This is a genomic window from Streptococcus taoyuanensis, assembly GCF_029589235.1.
Taxonomy (GTDB): domain Bacteria; phylum Bacillota; class Bacilli; order Lactobacillales; family Streptococcaceae; genus Streptococcus; species Streptococcus taoyuanensis.
Genome location: NZ_JARQVW010000003.1, coordinates 76,415 through 100,179 on the forward strand (window position 1 = coordinate 76,415; position 23,765 = coordinate 100,179).

Genomic DNA, 23,765 nt, shown 5'->3' on the forward strand with positions numbered 1-23,765 from the left:
GAATAGTTTATAATTAATGGAGTGTCGAAAGGAAGAAAGCATGACAGAAAAATATTTTCCTCAAGTAGGGGATAATGAGTTGATGTTAACAGAGATGCCTCACATGAACCTGTATGATGAAACAGATTTGATTAGTAACATTACAGGCGACTATGTGGATAAAAATTATTTGGAATGGCAACCGATTGCTGAAAATACCAAACCTAAGCATCCTTACCACCAACCACTAGAAGAGCCCCTACCGAAAAGACGGCCAGTAAGAAAACCTGATTTTAAAGAGCCGATTGATAAAAAAAGCCCTGCCAATCGTTATGCAGAGGAAGCTAGAGAGCGTGCGCGTGAAGATCTGAAAAAGAAACGTACAGCCCCCTATCTGACAACGGATCCAACAGCTACTACAAGTAAGCGGAAAAAACCATTTATTTCAGAACGAAAACCTGGCCAGCCAACGGCTCCCTTCCAAAAGGAAAACCCAGGCGAGTTATTGAAATATAGCAAACGATTGCGGCAAGATCAGTTGATCCTTGCAGAGTTCGAATCTGCAGGAGAACCAGAAGTGGCAGAACCGACTGAAAAGAAAAACAATTATGATTTCTTAAAGACTAGCCAAATATACAATAAAGATCAGCACAAGTTGAAACCACAGCCAATTAAACAGGAATTGGATTTAACCCATCTAGATCAAGAATAAGGAGAAAACATGTCTAATACATACCATTTTATTGGAATTAAAGGAGCAGGGATGAGTGCTTTAGCCCTCATGCTTCACCAAATGGGACATACGGTTCAAGGGTCGGATGTTGAGAAGTATTACTTTACGCAACGTGGCTTGGAACAAGCAGGAATTCAAATTTATCCATTTGATGTGAAAAATTTGGAAGGCGACAAGATCCTCATTGCTGGGAATGCTTTCCGTCCAGATAACAATGTGGAAATTGCTTATGCAGATGAGCATGGCCTAACCTATAAACGCTACCATGAATTCCTTGGTGAATTTATGCGTGACTTCGTCAGCATGGGGGTTGCCGGAGCACACGGAAAAACCTCAACAACAGGGATGCTTTCTCACGTCTTATCAAATATCACTGATACCAGTTATTTGATTGGTGACGGGACAGGTCGTGGCTCTGCAGCAGCCAAATACTTTGTCTTTGAATCAGATGAGTATGAACGCCACTTTATGCCTTACCATCCTGAATACAGCATCATCACCAATATTGACTTTGACCATCCAGACTATTTCACGAGCTTGGAAGATGTCTTTAATGCCTTTAACGATTATGCCAAACAAATCAGCAAAGGTCTCTTCATCTACGGAGAAGACAAAGAATTGCGTCGGATTACCTCATCAGCACCAATTTATTACTATGGTTTTGATAAGGAGACGAACGATTTTGTGGCAAGCAACTTGCTTCGTTCAACGACTGGTTCAACCTTCAACGTTCATTTCCGTGGAGAAGATTTGGGGCAATTCCATATCCCAACTTTTGGTCGCCACAATATCATGAATGCTACAGCAGTCATTGGTTTGCTTTACATTGCAGGATTTGATTTAGATTTAGTCCGCGAGCAATTGAAGACCTTTGCTGGCGTGAAACGTCGCTTTACTGAAAAAGTAGTCAATGGAACAGTGATCATCGATGACTTTGCGCACCATCCAACGGAAATTATTGCAACCTTGGATGCTGCCCGTCAAAAATACCCAAGTAAAGAGATTGTGGCTATTTTCCAACCACATACCTTTACACGGACCATTGCCTTGTTGGATGAATTTGCTGAAGCCTTGAATCAAGCAGATGCTGTTTACTTGGCACAGATCTATGGTTCTGCACGGGAAGTCGATCACGGCGATGTGAAAGTTGAAGATTTGGAAGCAAAAATTGTCAAACGTTCAGCGATTATTACAGCTGAGAATGTTTCTCCTCTTCTTGACCATGAAAATGCGGTCTATGTCTTTATGGGAGCAGGAGATATTCAAACCTATGAATACTCATTTGAGCGTTTATTATCTAGTTTGACACATAGTGTACAATAAGAGATGATTGAGTCTGGAATCGATTGGTTCCAGACTCAAATTTATCTGTCCACTGAAGGAGTATGAGATGAGGAAAGCAGGATGATGATTCGATCAATCACCCCAGCTGATCAAGAACAGTTGCTTTTGCTAGAAGAAGAACTTCATGACAATGAAGAAAAGAAGCACAAGGCCACTCTTGAGGAAGCGCTAGGTTCGAAGGAAGCCATTTCTTTGCTTGCAGAGCAGGCGGGGGATGCTGTGGCTTACTTGTTGGCGACAGAAGACCAGCCTTTAAAAGGAGACCTAATCGTATTGCGACTAGCAGTGAGACCAGCCTTTCAAGGTCAAGGCTATGGTTCTATTTTGATCGCTGCTTTAAAGGATCTAGCTGTTCAAAAGGAAAAGGAAGCCATTTGGATCGATTGCCCAGAAGACTTACTATCTTATTTTTCCCAGCAAGGATTTCGAGATGAAGCTGAGTCTGATCGAGGTGTCCATATGGTTTGGGAACGATAGAAGGGGTAAATGATGAAAGAAAAGATTCACATTAGACAGGCAGAGCTGCAGGATTTGGATGCCATCGAGCGTATTGAGCTTGAGAATTTCTCAGAAGAAGAAGCGATTGCGCGTGAGATTTTAAAAGATCACATCGAAAAGATTCAAACGACATTTCTTGTAGCAGAGTGCCAAGGTCAGATTTTAGGCTATTTAGAAGGACCTGTTAGACCGGAGCGCTATTTGATCGATTCCTCTTTTTCAGAGGTTGAAGATCTAAGCCAGTTAGAAAAAGGCTTTATTTCCATTACGAGTCTATCCATTGCTAAAGAAGCCCAAGGGCTAGGGGTTGGAACCCTCTTGCTTGAGGCAATGAAAGAAATTGCGATTAAGGATGGCCGTCAAGGGATCAATTTGACCTGTCATGATTATTTGATCCCTTATTACGAAAAGCAAGGATTTACTAATGAAGGTCTTTCAGAATCCCAATATGCGGGTGAAGTTTGGTACAATCTGGTCTGGGAAAATGAAAACCTTGATTAAATAGGTATTTTGAAGAAGAAGGGCGATTTGTATTGCTTTTCTAAATCTTTTAAGATATAATATTAAGGATTATGATGAGGGAGGTCAATTATTTGACTGATAAATCACAAGACAGTGAGAAGTTATTAAGCTTCAAAGAGCAGATCCTCAGAGACTTAGAAGAGGCCAATGAGCAACTTCTAAAGATCGAAAAAGAGTATGATCTACCTGATCGAAGCATTGAAACCCCTTCTTCACTGAAAGAGGAGGAAGAAGCAACACCACCTCCAAAAGTAGAAGAATCTGCGTCGGCTCCCAAAGAAGAACCAGTGGAGCCGGTAAAGGCGACTCCTGCTGTGGAAGAAAAGAGTGAGCTTACAAAGCCTGCTAAAAAAGAACCAAGTCAGGAACCGGTAGAGGAAAGCTTATCGCGCTCTTCTCGTAACCAGCGCCAACAAAAACAAAAGAAACAAAATAAAATCGCTAAACGAATTGTGCGGACAGTGGTCAGCCTTTTGCTGATTGTGATCGTGGCTACAGGGATCTTTGCTGTGACCTATATCCATTCAGCTGTCAAGCCGATGGATAAAAATGCAACAGAATTCGTAACGGTTGAGATTCCAGCAGGTTCAAGTAATCGTGAGATTGGCGCGATCCTTGAGAAAAAAGGACTCGTGAAAAATGGCCAGTTCTTTAACTACTATACCAAGTTCAAGAACTATAGCAATTTCAAATCCGGTTATTTCAACCTGCAAAAGAGCATGGATCTAGAAACCATCATCCAAAAACTGCAAGAAGAGGGAACCAAAACTCCTCAGGCTCCAGTTCTTGGAAAGGTCACGATTCCAGAAGGCTATACGATTGATCAGATTGCGACGGCTATCACCGCCGATGTCTCCACTAAGAAGGCAGGCAAGACTCCATTCAAGAAAGAAGATTTCTTGAAGGCTGTCCAAGACGATGCCTTTATTGAGAAGATGGTGGCCAAATATCCTAAGCTCTTGGCGAATCTACCAAGTAAGGATTCTGGTGTTCGCTACCGTTTAGAAGGTTATCTCTTCCCAGCTACTTATAACTATGGGAAAGATACCACAGTGAAAGAGATGATCGATCAGATGCTTGCGGCAATGGATCAAAATTTAAGCCCATACTATGAAACACTTGAGAGCAAGAACATCAATGTAAACGAAGTATTGACTCTTGCTTCCTTGGTTGAAAAAGAAGGGGCGACGGATCAGGACCGCAAAGATATCGCGAGTGTCTTCTATAACCGTTTGAACCAAGACATGCCTTTGCAAAGTAATATTGCAATTCTTTATGCAGAAGGGAAACTTGGTCAAAAGACGACCTTAAAAGAAGATGCAACGATCAATACAGAGCTGGATTCACCTTATAATATTTATAAGAATACCGGCTTGATGCCTGGCCCAGTGGATAACCCTGGAGTATCAGCGATCGAAGCGGCGGTGAACCCAAGTAAGACCGATTACTTGTATTTTGTCGCAAATGTCGAAAATGGTGAAGTTTTCTTCGCTAAGACATACGAAGAACACAATAAAAATGTTGAAGAACATGTCAATAGTAAATTGACACAAGCAAGTTCAAACTAGAAAAAGCATGTGGCGCGTCCACAGCTTTTTCATTCAAATAATAGAAAGAGAAGAATAATGGCAGAAAAAACATACCCAATGACCCTAGCAGAAAAAGAAAAATTGGAACAAGAATTAGAAGAATTGAAATTGGTCCGTCGACCTGAAGTGGTAGAACGGATCAAGATCGCTCGTTCATATGGTGACCTCTCAGAAAACTCTGAGTACGAAGCAGCAAAAGATGAACAAGCTTTTGTGGAAGGTCAAATCTCTAGCTTGGAAACAAAAATCCGTTATGCGGAAATCGTCGATAGTGACGCTGTTGCAGTAGACGAAGTTGCGATCGGAAAAACCGTTACAGTTCAAGAAGTTGGAGAAACAGATGAAGAAGTATACAGCATCGTTGGTTCAGCAGGGGCAGATGCCTTTGCAGGAAAGATCTCTAACGAAAGCCCAATCGGTCACGCTTTGATTGGTAAGAAGACAGGTGACGTTGTCACGGTTGAGACACCAGCTGGAAGCTACCAAGTGAAAATTTTGAACGTAGAAAAAACAGCGTAACTATAAAATGCAGGCTCTCCAAGAGGGCCTGTTTCAGATTAAAGACAAAGTTCTCTTAGAAACTTTCCTTAAGTGAGTATGGACGTCAGCGAACTTCTACGAAGTTCCATGACTAAATCAAGATACAAAGGGCGTGCCGGATAAAGTCAAAATAGGAAGTTTGACGCAGAATCTTTAGATTCTAGGAAGACTTATCTTTTTGACACGATTCGCAGCCCGTGTTCAATTCGTTTTGAACCCCTTCGCTTTTCAATTTTTAGGCTCAGGCTAAAACAGTTCCCCGAACTGTTTTACTTTCAAAACTCCCCTAGTGCCTGAAACAATTATGTTTCAGGCACTTTTCTCACGGCGGAAAGTTTCAGTATCTGCTGTATGAACCTAATAGTTTATATCATTTTATTTTTTAACATTACTTAGGTAAAAACGGTCTTAAAGCAGACTCTCCAAGAGGGCTTGTTTTTTTGTGCTCTTAATCTTTTTGTGAGAGTGAAAATTCTTTGCTGACTGAACGATATCAAAAAAAGCACTTGAACCTTGGGTTCAAGTGCTACTGTATACCGCTAGAATTAGTAGTTTGTACTACTTTCTATTGCGTTGTTTTCCTGCATTGCGGTTGTTTTTGGGTTTGTGTTGGATTTGTGTCGTTGCAGTAGGTGTGACATCTTTTTTCACGCGGTGACTAGTCGCTTTTGGAGGATTGTTTTTGTATTCCTCAGCGACGCGCTTGCGAAGATTTGGACGAATCAAGTAGTTGATGACAAATTGTTGGATAATTTGGATCACCCCACCGACTACCCAGTAAAGAGTCACTCCGGCTGAAGAGATCAATGAGAAGACACCGATCATAATCGGACTCATCAGTGATGCTTTGCGCATGCTTTCCTTTTGGGTTTCATCTTCAATTCCATGAAGAGAGAGCATACTTTGGATATAGTAAAGAACTGCTACGATTGCTGTCAAGAGCAAGCTTGGTTTGCCGAGAGCAATGCCAAGGAAGCTACTATCTGCTACCCCTTTGGTGTGTTGAGCTGCAAAGAAGAGAGCTGAGAAGAATGGCATTTGGATCAAGAGTGGCAAACACCCAACTCCACCAAACATGCTAACTCCATTTTCACGTTGAGCAGCCATTAATTCCTGTTGCGCCAATAGCTTTTCTTCTTGTGTGCTAGCGTTCTTCATGCGCTCTTGGATTGGCCCAAGGATAGGTTTTAAGTAGTTCATCTTTTCAGATTGGTAGGTTGCCTTCCATGATTGGTACAAACCAAGTGGCAAGATGATTAACCGCACGATCAAGGTGACGATAATAATCCCGATCCCAAAGCCCAAGCCAAGGTTGTTGGCAAAGAATTTGATGGCTTCGCCCATTGGACGGCCAAGAAGATTCCATATCAATCCAGTCGGATTTCCAGTTTTCCGATCGACACTCACGCATCCTGATAAGAAGACAAGCGAAGCTAGTCCCATCGATGCAAGTAATGCAAGTTTATTTTTTTTCACAAATAGTTCCTTCTTTTTTAAAATGTTACCTTTCTATTCTACTGTTTTTTTTGAAAATACACAATAGTTCTCTAGTCTTAATTTGCAATTTTAAAGTCTGTATAGTTTTCAAAGTTTGCGAGCGTAACATCTAAATAAGTCACATGTGCAAAAGGTGTGGGACCTTTGCGAATTTCTTGGATGAATTTGGCCATTTGGCTACTAGACTCTGCCTGGGCCAGAATGCCAACCGTTCCGTCGTCATTATTCCAGACACGGCCAGTGATCCCACCAATCTCTAAAGCAAGACTGTACACTCCCCAGCGAAAGCCAACCCCTTGAACCCGTCCTTGGGCAATCATTTTTACCTTTTGCATGTGCGACCTCCTTGACTCGAAGAAATCTATCTGAGGTATGATTTCTTCTTTTTCTTTGTGCTATAATAGTTCTATGAATATTATAACGTCTAAATCCAATAATGTAATCAAAAATGCAAAAAAATTACATCAAAAAAAATACCGGACAGATTCTTATCTCATTGAAGGCTGGCATCTGTTTGAAGAGGCAGTAGAAAATCATGCGAAGATTCGGCAGGTCTTTGTTTTAGAAGCCTATTTAGACCGGGTAGAGGACATCCAAAAAGTCACTATCGTGACTCCGGAGATCTTAAGCCTCTTGGCAGATTCGAAGACTCCTCAAGGGATTGTCGCAGAGATTCTTCTAGAGCAGCCAGAGCTTCCGGATCAGCTACAAGGGCGATTCCTCTATTTGGAGGATGTACAGGATCCTGGCAATGTAGGGACTATGATTCGAACAGCAGATGCAGCAGGTTTTGATGGCGTCATGCTTTCGAAAGCCTCCGCTGATCTATACAGTCTCAAGACCCTTCGATCCATGCAGGGCAGTCATTTCCATATTCCTATCTGGAAACTGGATCGAGAAGAACTATTGGAGCGAGCTGCGCACTCTCATCTAGCAGTTCTCGCAACGACGCTTTCAGAAGCTTCCATTGACTACCGTCAGCTTTCTCAGACCGATCAGTTTATCCTGGTTATGGGGAATGAAGGAAATGGCATCAGCCAGGAAATGGCGGCACAAGCAGACCAGCTGGTTCATATTCCCATGCCAGGTCGGGCAGAGAGTTTAAATGTTGCAGTGGCAGCAGGAATTTTGATGTTTTCTTTAAGGAAATTTTGAGAAAAAGAAGTATACTTAACCTGTAAGAAGAAGTTGATGGAGATCTTATTGGGAGAGCTTATCAACGAAAGGTGGTTATCTTATGCAATATCATCGTGACAAAGAATACATGACCTATGTAGGCCATCTGATCCAGCACCCTAAGGTTCAAAAATTAGCCGACATCCCTCATCATATTCATTCCAATCGTTTGGAGCATTCCATTCATGTGAGCTATACCAGTTATAAACTGGCTAAAAAATTTGGCTGGGATGCTAAAAGTACGGCTCGGGGAGGCCTCTTGCATGACCTCTTTTACTATGATTGGCGCGAGACCAAGTTTACCAAGAGTCACGCCTGGATTCATCCACGCATTGCCGTGAGAAATGCGCGAAAGATTACAGATCTTAATGCTAAGGAAGAAGATATCATCATTAAACACATGTGGGGGGCTACCCTTGCTCCACCTCGCTACAAAGAATCCTTCGTGGTGACCATGGTGGATAAATACTGGGCTGTTAAGGAAGCTTCAGAACCTTGGCGTAAAAAGATGGCCAAAAGGAGATTTTTTCATCGAAAAATGTTAAAATCGTAGTAAACAAATTTGAAAGGAACTTGTTTATATGTATAATGATTCAGTAATCCAAGAACAAAGTGGATTGAATGCTTTTTATAACAAAATCTATTCATTAGTGGGGATCGGTGTAGGGATTTCAGCCCTTGTCTCTGGACTGATGATGACGGTCTTTCAAGACTTTTTCGTTCAAATCTTGAAAACAGCTCCGATGGTTTATTACGGAGCAGTGGTTGTAGAATTGATCTTGGTCTTTGTTGCCAGTGGGAAGGCTGTTAAAAATAGCCCGTCTGCTCTTCCTATCTTCTTGATCTACTCAGCTTTGAATGGCTTTACCTTGAGCTTTATCATTGCGCGCTACATGCAAGCGACGGTTTATAAGGCTTTCTTGGTCAGTGCCTTGATGTTTATTGTCATGGGAGCTATCGGACGCGTCGTGAAAAAAGATCTTTCAGGTATGGGACGTGCCTTGATGGGCGTCTTGATCGGTGTGATCATCGCTTCTGTTGTGAACATGTTCTTGAGAAGTTCTGGCATGGACTATATTTTGAGTATTATCTCTGTCTTCCTTTTCGCAGGATTGACGGCTTGGGATAACCAAAAGATTCGCTATGTCTATGATCAAACAAATGGTCAACCTGCGACAGGCTGGGCAGTAGCGATGGCTTTGGAACTTTATCTTGACTTTATCAACCTCTTTATCAGTCTTCTTCGTATCTTTGGAAGAAATGACTAATCAGAAAGAGCTCGAGCTGGGGCAATAGCCTCGGCTTTTTTTGTTTTCCGACTTGTGCTATACTAATAGTGATTAAAGAATAGAAATGAGAGCCTATGAAAACACCCTTTGTAACCCGTGAACAATTAGAGAGTTTGACCCAAGAATTTCCAACCCCTTTTCATCTCTATGATGAAGCTGGAATCCGTGAAACGGCTCGTGCTCTCCATCAAGCTTTTGCTTGGAATGAAGGTTTTAAAGAATACTTTGCTATCAAGGCGACACCCAATCCATCCATCCTAAAAATTTTGCAAGAAGAGGGCTGTGGAGTCGACACTGCCAGCTACGTGGAATTATTAATGGCGGATAAGCTGGGCTTTGCTGGGAAGGAGATCATGTTTTCTTCGAACAACACGCCAGCTGAAGAGTTCATCTATGCTCGTGAATTAGGGGCAACCATCAATCTGGATGCCTATGAAGACATTGCTTTCTTGAAGTCTGTGACTAGCATCCCCAAGGTTATTTCTTGCCGTTATAATCCTGGTGGAGTCTTTGAACTGGGTACCGATATCATGGACAATCCGGAAGAAGCCAAGTTTGGAATGACCAAGGAGCAATTGATTCAAGCCTTTATTGAGTTGAAAGAACTAGGTGTGGAAGAGTTTGGTATTCACGCTTTATTGGCTTCTAATACTGTATCCAACGACTACTATCCAGAGTTAGCGCGTCAACTTTTTGAATTGGCAGTAGAAGTCGTCGAGAAAACAGGTGTCCACTTGGGCTTCATCAACCTCTCTGGTGGAGTTGGGGTCAATTACAAACCAGAGCAAGAACCAAATGATATTGCCATTATTGGGGAAGGTGTGCATCGCGTTTTTGATGAGATTCTCAAACCGGCAGGACTTGGTCATGTGAAAATCTATACCGAGCTTGGTCGCTTTATGCTGGCTTCACACGGCCTCCTGGTAACAAGAGTCACTCATAAAAAGAAAACCTACCGGACCTATGTTGGCGTCGATGCTTCTGCTGTGAATCTTCTCAGACCGGCTATGTACGGTGCTTATCACCATATTACCAATATGGATCGTCCAGATGGACCAACTGAAGTGGTTGATGTCGTGGGAAGTCTCTGTGAAAATAACGATAAATTTGCCAAACAACGAGAACTACCCGTGACGGAGATTGGAGATTTACTTGTGATCCATGACACTGGAGCCCATGGATTTTCAATGGGGTATCAGTACAATGCTAAGTTGCGTTCTGCAGAAGTTTTGCTTCAAGAAGATGGGCAGGCCCGTTTGATTCGTCGAGCAGAAAAACCAGAAGATTATCTTGCGACACTCTACGGCTTTGACATTGAAAAATAAGCGATTGTCTGATATAATGATAGTTATGTAAAAATAATGGATCGGAGAAAATTTTATGAATCTCTTTTTAGGAATTTTGTTGATTATTTTAGCTTTCTTTGGTGGGATGGTTGCAGGAATGTTCTTGCTTCGTCGTCAATTTGAAAAAGAATTTGCATCAAACCCACGTTTGAATGTTGAAGCAGTCCGTACGCTTTTAGGTGCCAGCGGCCAACGTCCAAGCGAAGCAAAAGTTCAACAAGTCTATCGCCAAATTGTGAACCAACAAAAATCAGCAATGGCGAAAAGCAAGAAAAAATAAGAGTGGGGCAATCTCACGATAATAAATGAGAGGGGCTTGGAGGAATTTCTTAGTCCCTCCTTTTGGAAGGAAGAGATATGGATAACCGACCGATTGGTTTTTTAGATTCTGGCGTAGGGGGCCTAACTGTTGTCCGCGAATTGCTCCGTCAGCTTCCTCACGAAGATGTCGTCTATATTGGAGATTCAGCGCGTGCACCTTATGGTCCTAGACCAGCAGACCAAATTCGCGAGTATACTTGGCAGATGGTGAACTTTCTTCTGACCAAAAATGTCAAGATGATTGTCTTAGCCTGTAATACAGCGACGGCAGTTGTTTGGGAAGAAGTCAAGGAGAAACTTGATATTCCCGTTTTGGGAGTGATCTTGCCCGGAGCTTCTGCAGCCATTAAATCGACGACCCATCAAAAAATTGGGGTCATTGGGACACCAATGACGGTTTCTTCTGGAATTTATAAAGAGAAGATTCAAAGTCTGGCACCAGACATGGAAGTCAGCAGTTTAGCTTGTCCCAAGTTTGTTCCTCTAGTGGAATCAAACGAGTTGGCATCCAGTGTGACCAAAAAGGTAGTTTACGAAACCCTAAAACCACTAGTTGGAAAGGTTGATACCTTAGTCTTGGGATGCACCCATTATCCCCTTTTAAAACCGATCATTCAAAATGTGATGGGACCGGATGTTAAATTGATTGATAGTGGGGCAGAGTGTGTTCGGGATGTTTCCGTTTTATTAAACTATTTTGAGCTCAATAAGAGTCGCGAACTCTTAGAGCAGACCCACCGCTTTTATACCACTGCAAATGCCAATAGCTTTGCAGCGATTGCCGAAAAATGGCTAGAACGTTCAGTGAATGTGGAGCATGTAAATTTATGAGTGACAAACTATTTGAATACAAAGATCCCCAAGATTGGTATATTGCCCAATGGGGAGAAGATGCAGACTACAACCAATTTAGTCAAGTGCCTGCGGAAGCTTCCACTCTGTTAGATCAGCTGGAACTTCTCTTTGCCAAGGATCCTGAAGGATTCCCTCTCAATCTATCGGTGATGCGCTATGGTTCAGCCTTTCGTTTTCTGACCTTTTTGACCGAAATCTTGAATGAAGTCAAGGGAAGAGCTTTTGAAATCGTACAGCGTCAAGGAGCCTTGCTCTTGGTTGAAAAAGGGAAATTGCTCTATTTGCATTTGCCAAGTGACGGGGTGGATTTGGAAGCCTTCTTGGGTCAAGACAAGGTCAAAGATACGATTCTCATTGCGACTCGAAATGAGGGAAAAACCAAAGAATTCCGTAATATGTTTGAAAAGCTGGGCTTTGAAGTGGAAAATCTCAATCAATACCCAGAGCTTCCAGAAGTCGAAGAGACAGGTCTGACCTTTGAAGAGAATGCCCGCCTAAAAGCTGAAACGATTGCAGAGCTAACTGGGAAAACAGTCTTAGCGGATGATTCAGGTTTGAAGGTAGATATCTTGGGAGGCTTACCAGGAGTTTGGTCAGCTCGTTTTGCGGGAGTCGGTGCGACAGATGCGGAAAACAATGCGAAATTGTTGCACGAATTGGCCATGGTCTTTGATTTGAAAGATCGTTCAGCTCAGTTCCATACGACCTTGGTGGTTGCAAGACCAGGCAAGGAAAGCCTAGTGGTGGAAGCAGATTGGCCAGGATATATTAATTTTGAGCCCAAAGGGGAACACGGTTTTGGCTATGACCCTCTCTTCTTAGTTGGGGAAACCGGCCGTGCTGCTGCTGAATTAACGCTAGAAGAAAAAAATACACAATCACATCGTGCTTTAGCTGTTAAAAAGTTATTGGAGGTATTTCCATCATGGCAAAGCAAACAATCATCGTTATGAGTGACTCGCATGGAGACCGCTCCATTGTTGAAGCTATTAAAGAAAAATACCTAGGCCAGGTCGATGGGATCTTTCACAATGGGGATTCTGAACTAAAAAGTGATGATCCTGTCTGGGAAGGGATCCACGTTGTCCAAGGAAATATGGATTTTTATGATGGCTATCCGGAACGCTTGGTGACCCAACTAGGGCCAACACGGATCATCCAGACCCACGGACATCTTTTCCAGATCAATTTTAGTTTTCAAAAATTGGATTTGTGGGCCCAAGAGGAGGAAGCAGATATCTGTCTATACGGCCACCTTCATATCCCAGATGCTTGGAAGGAAGGAAGAACCCTCTTTGTGAATCCTGGATCCGTTAGCCAACCTCGTGGTCTGATTCGCGAGTGTTTGTATGCCAAGATAGAGATTACCGATTCGAACTTCAAGGTAGAGTATTATACGCGAGATCATGAATTGTACCCTGAATTGACAAAGGAGTTTAGCAGATGATAGCAAAGGAATTTGAACGTTTCTTGCTGGAGCAGGAAGAGACGTTCTTAACTCCTGCCAAAAATTTAGCGGTCTTGATTGATACCCACAATGTAGACCATGCGGTTTTGCTGTTGAGCCAGATTAGCTATAGTCGCATCCCGGTAGTGACGGATGAACGCAAGTTTGTGGGGACGATCTCCCTAACGGATATTCTATCTTATCAATTGAAACACGATATTCCTGAGGAGACTTTTGCTTCGATGGATATCGTAGACGTTGCAAAGAAGGAGGTCGGGGTCATCGGCTTAGACTTCAATTTGACAGAAGTCCTTCACAAGTTGGTGGATGACTCCTTCTTATCAGTGGTGGATGAAGAAGGTTATTTCCAAGGGATTATTACGCGGAAATCGATCCTCAAAGCCATCAATTCGCTAATGCATAATTTTTCAAATGAATACGAGATGATTCCAAAATGAAAGAATTTATTGCAAGTTTTATTGATCAAAAAGAACTAAGTGAAAATTCTCAGTCAGCCTATTTCTATGATTTGGACCAATTTGTTGAATCAATTCATGGAAAAGTGACACCGACGAATTTGAGAATTTACCAAGCTTCGATTAAAGATTTTAAACCGGCGGTTCAAAAACGAAAATTATCCGCTGTTAACCAATTTTTATATTATTTGTATCAAGAACGCTTTATTTCTGAATACCATCGTTTGGTCTTGCCTAAAATTCAACCGGCCAAGACCCATGATCGTGAATTGTTGGATCTGACCCATTTTTGGGAAGAATCAACTAACCCACAGGGACGCTTGATGGCCTTGTTGATTCTGGAGATGGGCTTATTGCCAAGTGAGATCCTCCAAGTCAAGGTAGAAGATATTCAGCTGGACTTTCATGTCATTCGAGTGGGCAAAGATGGCCAAAAACGGGTTTTAAAAGTTCCAGAGCCTTTACTAGATGAGTTGCAACTCTTCCTCGATGGTGTCTATCTCTTTGATAATAAAGGAAAATCATACTCTCGTCAGTGGGGATTCCGACAATTAGAAGCCTTCTTGATCGAAAAAGGCAACCAAGACCTTTCGGCACAATCGATTCGTGAGCAGTATATTTTGAAACAACGTGAACTCGGTGTGGATCTCTTTAGTATTGCACGTGAATTGGGCCTAAAAACCATGGTGACATTAGAAAAATATAAATAATGGATATTAAAATTAAAGATTTTGAAGGGCCTTTGGACCTCTTGCTCCACTTGGTCTCTAAATACCAGATGGATATCTATGAGGTCCCCTTGATTGAGGTGATCGAACAGTATCTGGCTTATCTGGCGACTCTCCAGGCTATGAAATTAGAGGTAGCAGGGGAATACATGCTGATGGCTAGTCAACTAACCCTGATCAAGAGTCGTAGACTTCTTCCTAAGGTCGCAGAGGAGATGGATGAAGCAGAGGATCTCGAGCAGGACCTCCTTTCTCAATTGGAAGAGTACCGTACTTACAAGCAATTAGGAGAGTTGATGGCCTCGCAGCACGAGGAGCGCGCCCTCTATTATTCGAAACCGAAGATGGAATTGGTCTATGACGATACCGAATTACTTCATGATCGCACCACGGTGGATCTCTTCTTGGCTTTCTCAAAACTATTGACCAAGAAAAAGGAAGAATTCCGTCAGAACCATACAACCATTGTCAAGGATGAATACAAGATTGAGGATCTGATGGACCAGCTGCGTCACCGATTCCACGATCGCTCACAAGTTCTCTTGCAGGACTTGTTTCTAGAAGCAGCGGATCTCCAAGAGATCATTACCCTATTTCTTGCAACCCTTGAATTAATCAAGATTCAAGAGGTCACAGTGGTACAGGATACGGCTTTTGGAGAAATTTACTTAAATAGGATTGAACATGAGCAAATTAGCTGAAATTGAAGCACTCTTATTTGTAGCGGGTGAAGAAGGAATTACTGCCAGACAAATCGCAGATCTTCTCTCTTTACCCCCAACAGGTGTGGTGCAAAGTTTAGAAAAATTGGCCCAAAAATACCAGGAGGACACAGATACCAGTCTGTGTTTGATGGAGACAGCTTCCCGTTATAAATTGGTGACAAAGGCAGACTACGCTTCGGTTTTACGAGACTATTCTAGAACGCCTATGAACCAAAGCTTGTCTCGGGCTGCCCTTGAAACCTTGTCAATCATTGCATATAAGCAACCGATCACCCGCGTGGAGGTCGATGATATTCGAGGCGTTAATTCCAGTGGTGCCATTACCAAACTACTGTCATTTGATCTGATCCGCGAAGATGGAAAAAAAGAAGTCCTCGGGCGTCCTAATTTGTATGTCACGACGGAGTATTTTTTGGATTATATGGGGATCAATCATTTGGAGGAATTGCCAAAGGTTGAGGAAGTGGACATCGATCCAGAGGAAGGTCAATTATTTTCAGAGAGAACAGAGGAACTAGATGAGAATTAATAAATATATTGCCCATGCAGGAGTGGCTAGTCGTCGCAAGGCCGAAGAACTGATCAAGCAAGGCTTGGTGACGGTCAATGGCCAAGTTGTGCGTGAATTAGCGACTATCATTAAAACCGGTGATCAGGTTGAAGTAGAAGGGACTCCAATCTATAACGAAGAAAAGGTCTACTATCTTTTAAATAAGCCACGTGGTGTCATCTCTAGTGTATCGGATGATAAAGGACGGACAACAGTCGTTGACCTTTTATCTCAAGTACCAGAGCGCATCTACCCAGTAGGACGTTTGGACTGGGATACATCTGGTGTCTTGATTTTGACCAATGATGGCGATTTTACAGATGAGATGATTCACCCGCGAAATGAAATTGATAAAGTCTATGTGGCGCGTGTCAAAGGGATTGCCAATAAGGAAAACTTGCGTCCCTTGACGCGAGGGGTGACCATTGATGGAAAGAAAACCAAGCCAGCGACTTACGAGATCTTAAAAGTGGATGTCGAAAAGAACCGTTCAGTGGTTCAGTTGACCATTCATGAAGGGCGTAACCACCAGGTTAAAAAGATGTTTGAAGCGGTGGGACTTTTAGTGGATAAACTCTCCCGGACCCAGTTTGGAAATTTGGACGTCTCAGGGCTACGTCCGGGTGAATACCGTCGCTTGAACAAAAAAGAAATCAGCCAGCTGCACAATCTAGCAGTGACTAAATCTAAAAAAGCATGAAAACAATCCTGATTGCGCTGGTCAGAGGCTATCAAAAATGGATCTCTCCCCTATTTCCGCCTTCTTGTCGCTTTCAACCGACCTGTTCCAATTATATGATCCAAGCGATTGAACGTTTTGGTGTGAAAGGTGTCTTGATGGGGATTGCAAGGATTCTACGTTGCCATCCTGGAACCAAAGTAGGACCAGACCCCTTGCCAGACCATTTTAGTCTGAAGCGAAATGAAGAATCAAAATAGGACGATCGCAAATAAACAGAAACACCCTTAGAAATTATTTTTCTAAGGGTGTTGATTTTGTAAAAGAGTTGTCTATCAGCGTTTAGACCATGTTTTAGGGAGGAAGAGTAGAATCATTGGATAGATTTCAAGCCGTCCGGCAATCATGGCTAAGGAAAGTAACAGTTTTGAAATCGGACTAAAGATGGAGAAGGTTTGACCTGTTCCAATCATAGGTCCAATGTTGTTGAAACAACTAAAGACAGCGCTGACAACCGTCATGAAGTTATTATTGTCTAGACTGACTACAAAGAGTAGGCCGATCGTGATAAAACTGTATATTGTAAAGTACTTGAGGATCTGATGCTGTGTATCCTTATCCAATACCGTATCATTGACATGCAAGGTCAGAACGCGATTCGGAGACAAGGTCGAAAGAACCTGATTTTTTGCGATTCGCCATAAGGTCAAGCACCGAATGACTTTTAGCCCCCCGGCGGTCGATCCAGCAGAACCACCGACAACCATCAGCATCAAGAGGATGAACTGAGAAAAGAGAGGCCATTTTTCCGTCGTTCCATAACCAAAACCGGTAGTGGTGATGATATTGGAAACTTGGAAGAAGGAAATCTCAAAACTCTTAGCGACATTGGCATAGAGATGAAGGACATTGTACGCGATCAAGACACTGGACACGAGGACGATGGTGATATAGGTCCGCAATTCCTCATCTTTAAAGAAGGCCTTGAATTTTCGGATCATGAGGAAGTAGTAGAGGTTAAAGTTAACCCCGAAGACTAAAACCCCGATACTGACCAAATAGGTGATTAAACTACTATTGTAGTGGGCAATTCCGTCGTTAAAAACGGTAAAGCCCCCGGTTCCAGCCGTTCCCATGGCGATGACAAAACTATCATAAAGGGGCATACCAGCAAGGAAATAAAGAACCACAAAGAGGAAGAACAAGCCCAAGTACAAGAAGTAGAGGATTTGAGCTGTGTTTTTTAATTTGGAAACGACCTTCCCAAAAACTGGACCAGGAACTTCTGCCTTCATGACTTCAAGGTGGCTGTTCTTGTTATTGTCCATAATTGCAAGGGCGAAGACCAATACTCCCATCCCCCCAATCAAGTGGGTGAAACTGCGCCAAAAGAGGAGAGAATGGGTGAGGACACCCACATCATCTAATATCGTTGCCCCTGTTGTTGTAAAGCCAGAGCTGACTTCAAAGAAGGCATCGATAATGTTGGGAATTTGTCCCGAAAAGACAAAGGGAAGGGCGCCAAAGAAGGACCAGAGGATCCAACAGAGGGCTACAATCAGGACTCCTTCTTTAGCATAAATGTGAAAGTCCTTTGGTTTGTGAAAACTACCAAGTAGCCCCAGCCCAAGTAAGATGGCCATGGTTGCCCCAATAGAGACAAAGACCTTGGCAGGTTCCTGATAGATCGTAGCGACGACTAAGGGAACGATCAGGAGAGCTGCCTCGATTAAGAGGAGCTTGGACAAGAGGTAACGAATCATGCTTCTATTCATCAGGCTTACCTCTCAAGTAGATCGTAGATTTTTGTGACATTTTGAATCAAGGTGGTTACGATAATCCGATCTCCTACCATCAAACGGTCATCTCCATTTGGGAAAATAGCCTTGCCGTCTCGAATAATGGCAGCGATCAAGACGCCTTTTTTCAATTTCAATTCAGAGAGGGGATATTGGGTTAGTTTATTGTCTTCCTTAATTTGGAACTGCAAGGTTTCAATCCGGCCGTTTGCGACATGATGCAAGGCTTCTAGGTTTGAGAACTGTGCATTGTAGCGTCCACGAATAAAGTGCATAATGGTATCTACAGCGATGCGTTTTGGCGTAACGATACTGGTCATATCTTGATCGCCAATGATCTCCAACAGACTAGTTCGGTTGACCTTGGTAATGTTCTTTTTGACTCCGACAGAATTTAAGAACATGGAGGTGATGATGTTTTCTTCATCGACCCCTGTCAAAGTAGCCACAGCATCGAAGTTATTGGCACTCTCTTCTAAAAGAATGTCTTTAGCAGTTCCGTCTCCATGGACGACATAGAGATCAGGAAATTCCTGACTAAAGAATTCCGCCCGTTCGCGATTGACCTCTAAGACCTTGAGATCGATCTTGCGGCGCACATCTTGAAGAATGTTGAGTAGGTAATAGGCAATTTTCCCAGCACCAATGATCATCATGCTCTTAATGACCTGAGGGCGAACATTGTTGTGGAAGAGAACGACCTCGATCCGATTACCTGTTACGAAAATCTTGTCTTGAGGTTGCAAGACAAAGTCTCCGTTTGGAATGGTGAGTTCGTTGCCACGCTCGATTGCACAAACAATGACATTTCCGTATTTCTTCCGGAATTGGGATAGACTCATATTGCAGAGATTGCTATCTGGCTTGATTTTAAATTCCATCAAGGCAACTCGGCCATTGGCAAAATGCTCCACAGAAAGGGCATTTGGGAAGTCAATGATATTGGCAATATAGCGAGCTGTCAGCAATTCCGGATTGACAACTAGGGAGAAGCCCAAGATATTTTTTTCCTTGAAGTAGGAATTGGAATATTCCGGATTCCGCACCCGAACGATAGTCTCTTTGGCTCCCATTTTTTTAGCCAAAACAGCAGAGACCATATTCACTTCATCGTACTCGGTCATGGAAATGAAGATGTCGCAGTCTTCAACATCTGCTTGCTCCAAGATCTTGAAGTTTGCCCCATTTCCTAAAATTCCAATGATATCAAACCGTTTGGTAATATGGTTAAGAACGGATTCGTCTTTTTCGATCAAAATAACATCGTGGTTTTCAGCAACGAGAGAACGACAAAGGGCCGTTCCGACCTTTCCTCCACCAACAACAATAATTTTCATAGAATACCTCCAGAGTATGCTTCTATCATACTCTATTTTCAAGAAAAATTCATCTTTTTTAAGGATTTTCTGGTGGAATTTTGAGAAGCTAAGAACAAGTAGGAGAAATCGTCAAAAGAGTAGAGCTAGGAGGGATTGAAAACTTTGATAAAGTTTCTTAAAAAAATCTAAAAAAACTATTGACAGGAGCTTCAAAAGTGTTATACTTAGAAAGTACCTTCGTTGATTTACCTCAAACCTGTTGTGAGTTAAGTTAATGAAGCTGTAACCACGCTGTTTGCTGAGCTTGACTCCGGGCAGTGTGGCTATTTTTTTATCAGAAAGAGATCGAGTATGAATATTGAAGAACTGGACTACCAAGAGTCAGCTGCTCAAAACCACATCGTCTTGTTCCAACCTCAGATTCCACAAAATACGGGAAATATTGCACGGACTTGTGCGGCGACCAATTCCCCCTTACATATCATTCGCCCCATGGCTTTTCCGATCGATGATCGCAAAATGAAGCGAGCAGGACTTGATTATTGGGACAAGCTGGATGTCCGCTTTTATGATAGCCTGGAAGAGTTTATGGAAGCGGCGCGCGACGGTCAGGTACACCTAGTGTCCAAGTTTGCAAATCAGACCTATTCGGATGTTTCTTATCAGGATGGGAAGTCCCATTATTTCTTGTTTGGACGCGAGGATAAAGGTTTGCCGGAAGATTTTATGCGCCAGCACGAGGAGAAGGCCATTCGCATTCCGATGAATGATGAGCATGTCCGTAGTTTAAATGTCTCCAATACTGTCTGCATGATTGTCTATGAGGCACTCCGCCAGCAAGGTTTTAAGGGGCTGGAGTTGAGCCATCGTTATGAGCACGACAAGCTCAAATAAGAACGAAAAATTAAAACCCGAACGATGTAATCCATGACGTTACAAAAACTTGCCTAGGCAAGTTTTTTTTGTTATCATAAAAGGGTCTTCAGGGCAGGGTGTAATTCCCGACCGGCGGTGACTTTTACTAGGAAATGTTCTTTTCCATACTCTAAAAGAAGTCCGCGAGCGCAAGCTGATGTGGTGTGACTCCACAACCGACAGTATAGTCTGGATGGGAGAAGACGAGAGACGAATAGACTGACATCTATTCTGATCTGTTTAGAGCTGATGCATGAAAATGGAACGTTAGGGTCTAAGACTGACTAACGGCATGTTTCGATGGAGACCAGCTAAAGTAACTAGAATATTTTCTAGTTTAAGCTTTGTTTAAATAGTTTAGAGTAGAATGATGGAGTAGACGTCTTTCCAGCTTCTCTAATTTTTAAAAAATTGGAGGAACCTGTTATGACAAATACACGTAAACTGACCCTAGTGGCTGTTTTATCCGCTTTATCTTTTATTTTGATGTTCTATCAATTTTCTTTCTTGATAGATTTCTTCAAAATTGATTTGAGTATCATCGCCATTTTGTTGGCCTTGGTCCTGTTGGATTTTAAAAGTGCCGTTTGGGTGACCTTGATCCGATCTGTCCTTAAGTTAGCCCTTAATAATAAGGGGCTTGAAACCTTGATCGGATTGCCAATCAATATCATTGGAGTTCTTGTTTTTGTCCTTGCTTTTGCATGGATTTGGAACAAGGAACGGACCCATGGTCGATTTGTCCTGGCAACGATTGTTGGAACGATCAGCTTGAGTATCACCATGGTATTGGTGAACTATGTCTATGCAATCCCTTTGTATGCTCGTTTTATGAACTATGATATTTCGAAAACACTAGGGCTTGTCCACTATTTAGCCGCAATGGTTGCACCGTTTAACCTAATCGAAGGGGTGATTTGGGCCGTCGCATTTGGGTTGATCTATACCTTATTGCAACCGATTTTGAAAAAATATGAAAAATAAACAACAACATTGGGCGAGGGCAAGCTTCGCCCTTCTCATTTTTGTGATTCTCGGGTATGTGATTCGCTTTTACCCGCAACAATTAACAGGCTTTGATAGCACGATTCAATCTGCTATTCGAGGCGATCTGCCTGCAGCACTGACGGCTTTCTTTACCAAAGTGACCCATGTCATGGATACCAAGATCATTGTCATCTGGGTGGGTCTTTTGCTGGCGGTCTTTGCCTATAAGAAATGGTACAGTGAAGCTCTTTTTCTAGGGAGCAATCTGGTATTGACTGGTCTTTTGGTGCTTCTTCTAAAGAATATCTACCAGAGACCGAGACCAAGTATTCTTCATCTAGTAGAGGAAAAAGGCTTTTCTTTCCCGAGTGGTCATTCACTGGCGTCTACCCTTGTTTTGGGAAGTTTGATCATCATCATCAGCCAACATGTAAAACATAAAACAGCCCGCTATTGCCTTCAAGGCTTGCTGGTTCTGGGAATCGTGACCATTGTGGTTTCCCGCGTTTATGTCGGGGTCCACTACCCATCAGACGTTCTCGGCAGTATGATTTTGGGTCTTGCTGTCTTACAGTTTGAGTATCCCTTGTATGATCGCTTGCGGTTTCAATGGCGCTTTACAGGGAAGCAAAAATAAGCATCTAACAACTAGGAGTTGAACTCGCGTTTTGAGTTCGATTCTTTTTTTGCTATAATGAAGGGTATGAAATCCTATAATACCTTGAATAATTATTATCGAACCTTATTTGGAGAAAAGACCTTTAAAGTCCCTATTGATGCAGGCTTTGATTGTCCCAATCGAGACGGAACAGTCGCCCACGGTGGCTGTACTTTTTGTACGGTCTCAGGTTCAGGAGATGCCATTGTGGCCCCAGAAGCTCCGATTCGAGAACAGTTTTACAAAGAGATTGATTTTATGCATCGGAAATGGCCAGATGTGAAGAAGTACCTGGTCTATTTTCAAAATTTCACCAATACCCACGATAAAGTGGAAGTCATTCGAGAGCGGTATGAACAGGCCATCAATGAACCAGGAGTGGTAGGAATCAACATTGGTACGCGTCCGGACTGTTTACCAGATGAGACCTTAGCCTACCTAGCAGAGCTGACAGAGCGCATGCATGTGACGATCGAGTTGGGGCTTCAGACGACTTATGAAGCGACTTCTGAATTGATCAATCGGGCCCATAGTTATGATCTCTATGTTGAAACAGTCAAGCGTATTCGCAAACGGGTCCCCAAGGCAGAGATCGTATCCCATTTGATCAATGGCCTTCCTGGGGAGACGCATGAGATGATGGTGGAAAATGTTTGCCGTTGTGTGACCGATAATGAAATTGATGGCATCAAGTTACACCTCTTGCATTTGATGACCAATACACGGATGCAACGGGACTATCATGAAGGACGACTTCAACTCATGAGCCAGGAGGAGTATGTCAAGGTCATCTGTGACCAGTTGGAGATCATCCCCAAACACATTGTCATCCACCGGATTACAGGGGACGCGCCAAGGGATATGTTGATTGGCCCTATGTGGAGCCTCAACAAATGGGAAGTCCTAAACGCCATTGAAACTGAAATGCGTCGGCGTGGAAGTACCCAAGGATGTAAGCTAGAAGAAAAGGAGACTGCTGATGCTTCGACCACTTGAAATGGCCCATCAATTTTTAGCAGAAGTCATCACCAAAGAAGATGTGGTGGTGGATGCGACCATGGGAAATGGACATGATACGGCCTTTTTAGCCCAACTTGCAGGCCAGGTCTATGCCTTTGATATTCAAGAACAAGCACTTGTAAATACCCGAGAACGATTGGAAAAGTTGGGTCTTCAACATGTCCGGTTGATTTTGGATGGCCACCAGCATGTGGACCAATATGTGGAGACCCTCAAAGCAGCTATTTTTAATCTGGGGTATCTGCCATCTGCAGATAAGTCGGTCATTACTCTTCCTGCTACCACGATTGAAGCGATGGAGAAAATCTGTGCTCGCCTAGAAAAAGGTGGGCGAATGGCTATTATGATCTATTATGGTCATGAGGGAGGAGACATCGAGCGTGATGCAGTGCTGGACTTTGTTAGTCAGCTTCCTCAAAAAGACTATACAGCGACCATCTACCGGACACTGAATCAAGTGAATCAGCCACCGTTTTTGGTCATGATCGAAAAATTAGAAAGCTACCGTCATGGATAAAGAATATTTAAAGAATAAAATCGAAGGATTGAGACATCATTTTGTCGAATCAACCATCCACGAGCGTGCAATAGGTTTTTATGATGAAGCTCATATGACCAAAAAGATGCTCAAAATAAAAAAGAAATTGGTTTCGCTTGAGATGGAACGGTGCCAAAAGAAGATTGAGCACAAGGATGTAACCAAGACAGACCAAAAGATTGCGGAGTTAAAACAGCAATTTGAGACCTGCTGCCAAGAACGCTAAGGAGGGAGT

30 protein-coding genes and 1 riboswitch are annotated in these 23,765 nt (G+C 42.8%); of the genes, 26 read left to right on the top strand and 4 right to left on the bottom strand.

The window, feature by feature from the left end; translation table 11 throughout:
• Positions 1 to 40: 40 nt before the first annotated feature.
• From zapJ to greA, 6 genes are all read left to right on the top strand, one after another.
• On the top strand, positions 41 to 691 hold the full coding sequence (zapJ, locus tag P5Y91_RS03800; RefSeq protein ID WP_037608045.1) for a divisome accessory protein ZapJ: 651 nt from the start codon (positions 41 to 43) through the stop codon (positions 689 to 691).
• A 9-nt stretch (positions 692 to 700) separates the two neighbouring features.
• Positions 701 to 2,035, top strand: coding sequence for a UDP-N-acetylmuramate--L-alanine ligase (gene murC / locus P5Y91_RS03805; RefSeq protein ID WP_003008389.1), 1,335 nt, complete (start codon positions 701 to 703; stop codon positions 2,033 to 2,035).
• 81 nt (positions 2,036 to 2,116) lie between these two features.
• Positions 2,117 to 2,533, top strand: coding sequence for a GNAT family N-acetyltransferase (locus P5Y91_RS03810; RefSeq protein ID WP_003008386.1), 417 nt, complete (start codon positions 2,117 to 2,119; stop codon positions 2,531 to 2,533).
• Between the two features lie 12 nt (positions 2,534 to 2,545).
• Positions 2,546 to 3,055 (top strand): GNAT family N-acetyltransferase, encoded by a 510-nt coding sequence (locus tag P5Y91_RS03815; RefSeq protein WP_193389327.1) that lies wholly within the window; start codon positions 2,546 to 2,548, stop codon positions 3,053 to 3,055.
• Positions 3,056 to 3,114: 59 nt separating this feature from the next.
• Positions 3,115 to 4,644 (top strand): endolytic transglycosylase MltG, encoded by a 1,530-nt coding sequence (gene mltG, locus P5Y91_RS03820; RefSeq protein WP_442478250.1) that lies wholly within the window; start codon positions 3,115 to 3,117, stop codon positions 4,642 to 4,644.
• Between the two features lie 57 nt (positions 4,645 to 4,701).
• Positions 4,702 to 5,184, top strand: a complete 483-nt coding sequence (gene greA, locus P5Y91_RS03825) for a transcription elongation factor GreA (protein ID WP_003005389.1) — start codon at positions 4,702 to 4,704, stop codon at positions 5,182 to 5,184.
• Between the two features lie 579 nt (positions 5,185 to 5,763).
• Here greA and yidC read toward each other — a convergent pair.
• Complete coding sequence (yidC, locus tag P5Y91_RS03830) at positions 5,764 to 6,681, bottom strand: membrane protein insertase YidC (protein ID WP_003008377.1); 918 nt, start codon at positions 6,679 to 6,681, stop codon at positions 5,764 to 5,766.
• 77 nt (positions 6,682 to 6,758) lie between these two features.
• Complete coding sequence (locus P5Y91_RS03835) at positions 6,759 to 7,037, bottom strand: acylphosphatase (RefSeq protein ID WP_023918900.1); 279 nt, start codon at positions 7,035 to 7,037, stop codon at positions 6,759 to 6,761.
• A 73-nt stretch (positions 7,038 to 7,110) separates the two neighbouring features.
• On the opposite strand from P5Y91_RS03835, the gene P5Y91_RS03840 reads away from it, so the two are divergent.
• The 14 genes from P5Y91_RS03840 to yidD all read left to right on the top strand — a co-directional run bounded on the left by P5Y91_RS03840 (position 7,111) and on the right by yidD (position 16,554).
• Positions 7,111 to 7,857, top strand: a complete 747-nt coding sequence (locus tag P5Y91_RS03840) for a TrmH family RNA methyltransferase (RefSeq protein WP_049523730.1) — start codon at positions 7,111 to 7,113, stop codon at positions 7,855 to 7,857.
• A gap of 82 nt (positions 7,858 to 7,939) precedes the next feature.
• Positions 7,940 to 8,431, top strand: a complete 492-nt coding sequence (locus P5Y91_RS03845; protein WP_003005617.1) for an HDIG domain-containing metalloprotein — start codon at positions 7,940 to 7,942, stop codon at positions 8,429 to 8,431.
• Positions 8,432 to 8,459: 28 nt separating this feature from the next.
• Complete coding sequence (locus tag P5Y91_RS03850; RefSeq protein ID WP_277839013.1) at positions 8,460 to 9,146, top strand: Bax inhibitor-1/YccA family protein; 687 nt, start codon at positions 8,460 to 8,462, stop codon at positions 9,144 to 9,146.
• A 95-nt stretch (positions 9,147 to 9,241) separates the two neighbouring features.
• Positions 9,242 to 10,492: a diaminopimelate decarboxylase gene (locus P5Y91_RS03855; RefSeq protein ID WP_277839014.1), complete on the top strand. Its 1,251-nt coding sequence runs from the start codon at positions 9,242 to 9,244 to the stop codon at positions 10,490 to 10,492.
• A 55-nt stretch (positions 10,493 to 10,547) separates the two neighbouring features.
• Positions 10,548 to 10,793 (top strand): YneF family protein, encoded by a 246-nt coding sequence (locus P5Y91_RS03860; RefSeq protein WP_049492475.1) that lies wholly within the window; start codon positions 10,548 to 10,550, stop codon positions 10,791 to 10,793.
• Positions 10,794 to 10,870: 77 nt separating this feature from the next.
• Positions 10,871 to 11,665 carry a glutamate racemase gene (gene racE / locus P5Y91_RS03865; protein WP_118396613.1) on the top strand — a complete coding sequence of 265 codons (795 nt, stop codon included), beginning with the start codon at positions 10,871 to 10,873 and terminating at the stop codon, positions 11,663 to 11,665.
• Positions 11,662 to 12,642, top strand: a complete 981-nt coding sequence (locus P5Y91_RS03870; protein ID WP_003005496.1) for a nucleoside-triphosphate diphosphatase — start codon at positions 11,662 to 11,664, stop codon at positions 12,640 to 12,642. Before racE ends, P5Y91_RS03870 begins: the two co-directional genes overlap by 4 nt.
• A complete protein-coding gene (locus tag P5Y91_RS03875) occupies positions 12,615 to 13,136 on the top strand; it encodes a metallophosphoesterase (RefSeq protein ID WP_003008356.1) in 522 nt (173 codons plus the stop codon). The genes P5Y91_RS03870 and P5Y91_RS03875 overlap by 28 nt, the downstream gene beginning before the upstream one ends.
• Positions 13,133 to 13,594, top strand: coding sequence for a cyclic-di-AMP-binding protein CbpB (gene cbpB / locus P5Y91_RS03880; protein WP_118396615.1), 462 nt, complete (start codon positions 13,133 to 13,135; stop codon positions 13,592 to 13,594). Before P5Y91_RS03875 ends, cbpB begins: the two co-directional genes overlap by 4 nt.
• Complete coding sequence (gene xerD, locus P5Y91_RS03885) at positions 13,591 to 14,322, top strand: site-specific tyrosine recombinase XerD (protein WP_003017353.1); 732 nt, start codon at positions 13,591 to 13,593, stop codon at positions 14,320 to 14,322. Before cbpB ends, xerD begins: the two co-directional genes overlap by 4 nt.
• The gene (locus P5Y91_RS03890; RefSeq protein ID WP_195424082.1) at positions 14,322 to 15,041 is read left to right on the top strand and encodes a segregation/condensation protein A; all 720 of its coding nucleotides are present in this window, start codon (positions 14,322 to 14,324) and stop codon (positions 15,039 to 15,041) included. The genes xerD and P5Y91_RS03890 overlap by 1 nt, the downstream gene beginning before the upstream one ends.
• Entirely contained in the window at positions 15,025 to 15,594 is a 570-nt protein-coding gene (gene scpB, locus P5Y91_RS03895) for an SMC-Scp complex subunit ScpB (protein ID WP_003017403.1), read from the top strand. The genes P5Y91_RS03890 and scpB overlap by 17 nt, the downstream gene beginning before the upstream one ends.
• Entirely contained in the window at positions 15,584 to 16,315 is a 732-nt protein-coding gene (locus P5Y91_RS03900) for a pseudouridine synthase (protein ID WP_003005375.1), read from the top strand. Before scpB ends, P5Y91_RS03900 begins: the two co-directional genes overlap by 11 nt.
• Positions 16,312 to 16,554 carry a membrane protein insertion efficiency factor YidD gene (yidD, locus tag P5Y91_RS03905; RefSeq protein ID WP_023918885.1) on the top strand — a complete coding sequence of 81 codons (243 nt, stop codon included), beginning with the start codon at positions 16,312 to 16,314 and terminating at the stop codon, positions 16,552 to 16,554. Before P5Y91_RS03900 ends, yidD begins: the two co-directional genes overlap by 4 nt.
• A 75-nt stretch (positions 16,555 to 16,629) precedes the next feature.
• Here the strand turns inward: yidD and P5Y91_RS03910 are convergent, their stop codons facing one another.
• The gene (locus P5Y91_RS03910) at positions 16,630 to 18,069 is read right to left on the bottom strand and encodes a TrkH family potassium uptake protein (RefSeq protein ID WP_049474017.1); all 1,440 of its coding nucleotides are present in this window, start codon (positions 18,067 to 18,069) and stop codon (positions 16,630 to 16,632) included.
• 5 nt (positions 18,070 to 18,074) lie between these two features.
• Complete coding sequence (trkA, locus tag P5Y91_RS03915) at positions 18,075 to 19,430, bottom strand: Trk system potassium transporter TrkA (RefSeq protein ID WP_003008340.1); 1,356 nt, start codon at positions 19,428 to 19,430, stop codon at positions 18,075 to 18,077.
• A gap of 333 nt (positions 19,431 to 19,763) precedes the next feature.
• Between trkA and trmL the strand changes: the two genes are divergently transcribed.
• From trmL to P5Y91_RS03945, 6 genes are all read left to right on the top strand, one after another.
• The gene (gene trmL, locus P5Y91_RS03920; protein WP_003008338.1) at positions 19,764 to 20,306 is read left to right on the top strand and encodes a tRNA (uridine(34)/cytosine(34)/5-carboxymethylaminomethyluridine(34)-2'-O)-methyltransferase TrmL; all 543 of its coding nucleotides are present in this window, start codon (positions 19,764 to 19,766) and stop codon (positions 20,304 to 20,306) included.
• A gap of 80 nt (positions 20,307 to 20,386) precedes the next feature.
• Positions 20,387 to 20,536, top strand: a riboswitch (FMN riboswitch).
• Positions 20,537 to 20,738: 202 nt separating this feature from the next.
• Positions 20,739 to 21,311, top strand: a complete 573-nt coding sequence (locus P5Y91_RS03925) for an ECF transporter S component (protein WP_324250337.1) — start codon at positions 20,739 to 20,741, stop codon at positions 21,309 to 21,311.
• The gene (locus P5Y91_RS03930; RefSeq protein WP_070675090.1) at positions 21,301 to 21,951 is read left to right on the top strand and encodes a phosphatase PAP2 family protein; all 651 of its coding nucleotides are present in this window, start codon (positions 21,301 to 21,303) and stop codon (positions 21,949 to 21,951) included. Before P5Y91_RS03925 ends, P5Y91_RS03930 begins: the two co-directional genes overlap by 11 nt.
• A gap of 57 nt (positions 21,952 to 22,008) precedes the next feature.
• A complete protein-coding gene (gene mnmL, locus P5Y91_RS03935) occupies positions 22,009 to 22,968 on the top strand; it encodes a tRNA modification radical SAM protein MnmL/YtqA (protein WP_257738964.1) in 960 nt (319 codons plus the stop codon).
• On the top strand, positions 22,952 to 23,509 hold the full coding sequence (gene mnmM / locus P5Y91_RS03940) for a tRNA 5-(aminomethyl)-2-thiouridylate-methyltransferase MnmM (protein ID WP_125826897.1): 558 nt from the start codon (positions 22,952 to 22,954) through the stop codon (positions 23,507 to 23,509). Before mnmL ends, mnmM begins: the two co-directional genes overlap by 17 nt.
• Positions 23,502 to 23,756: a hypothetical protein gene (locus P5Y91_RS03945; protein ID WP_023918874.1), complete on the top strand. Its 255-nt coding sequence runs from the start codon at positions 23,502 to 23,504 to the stop codon at positions 23,754 to 23,756. Before mnmM ends, P5Y91_RS03945 begins: the two co-directional genes overlap by 8 nt.
• The last annotated feature ends 9 nt before the right edge of the window (positions 23,757 to 23,765 follow it).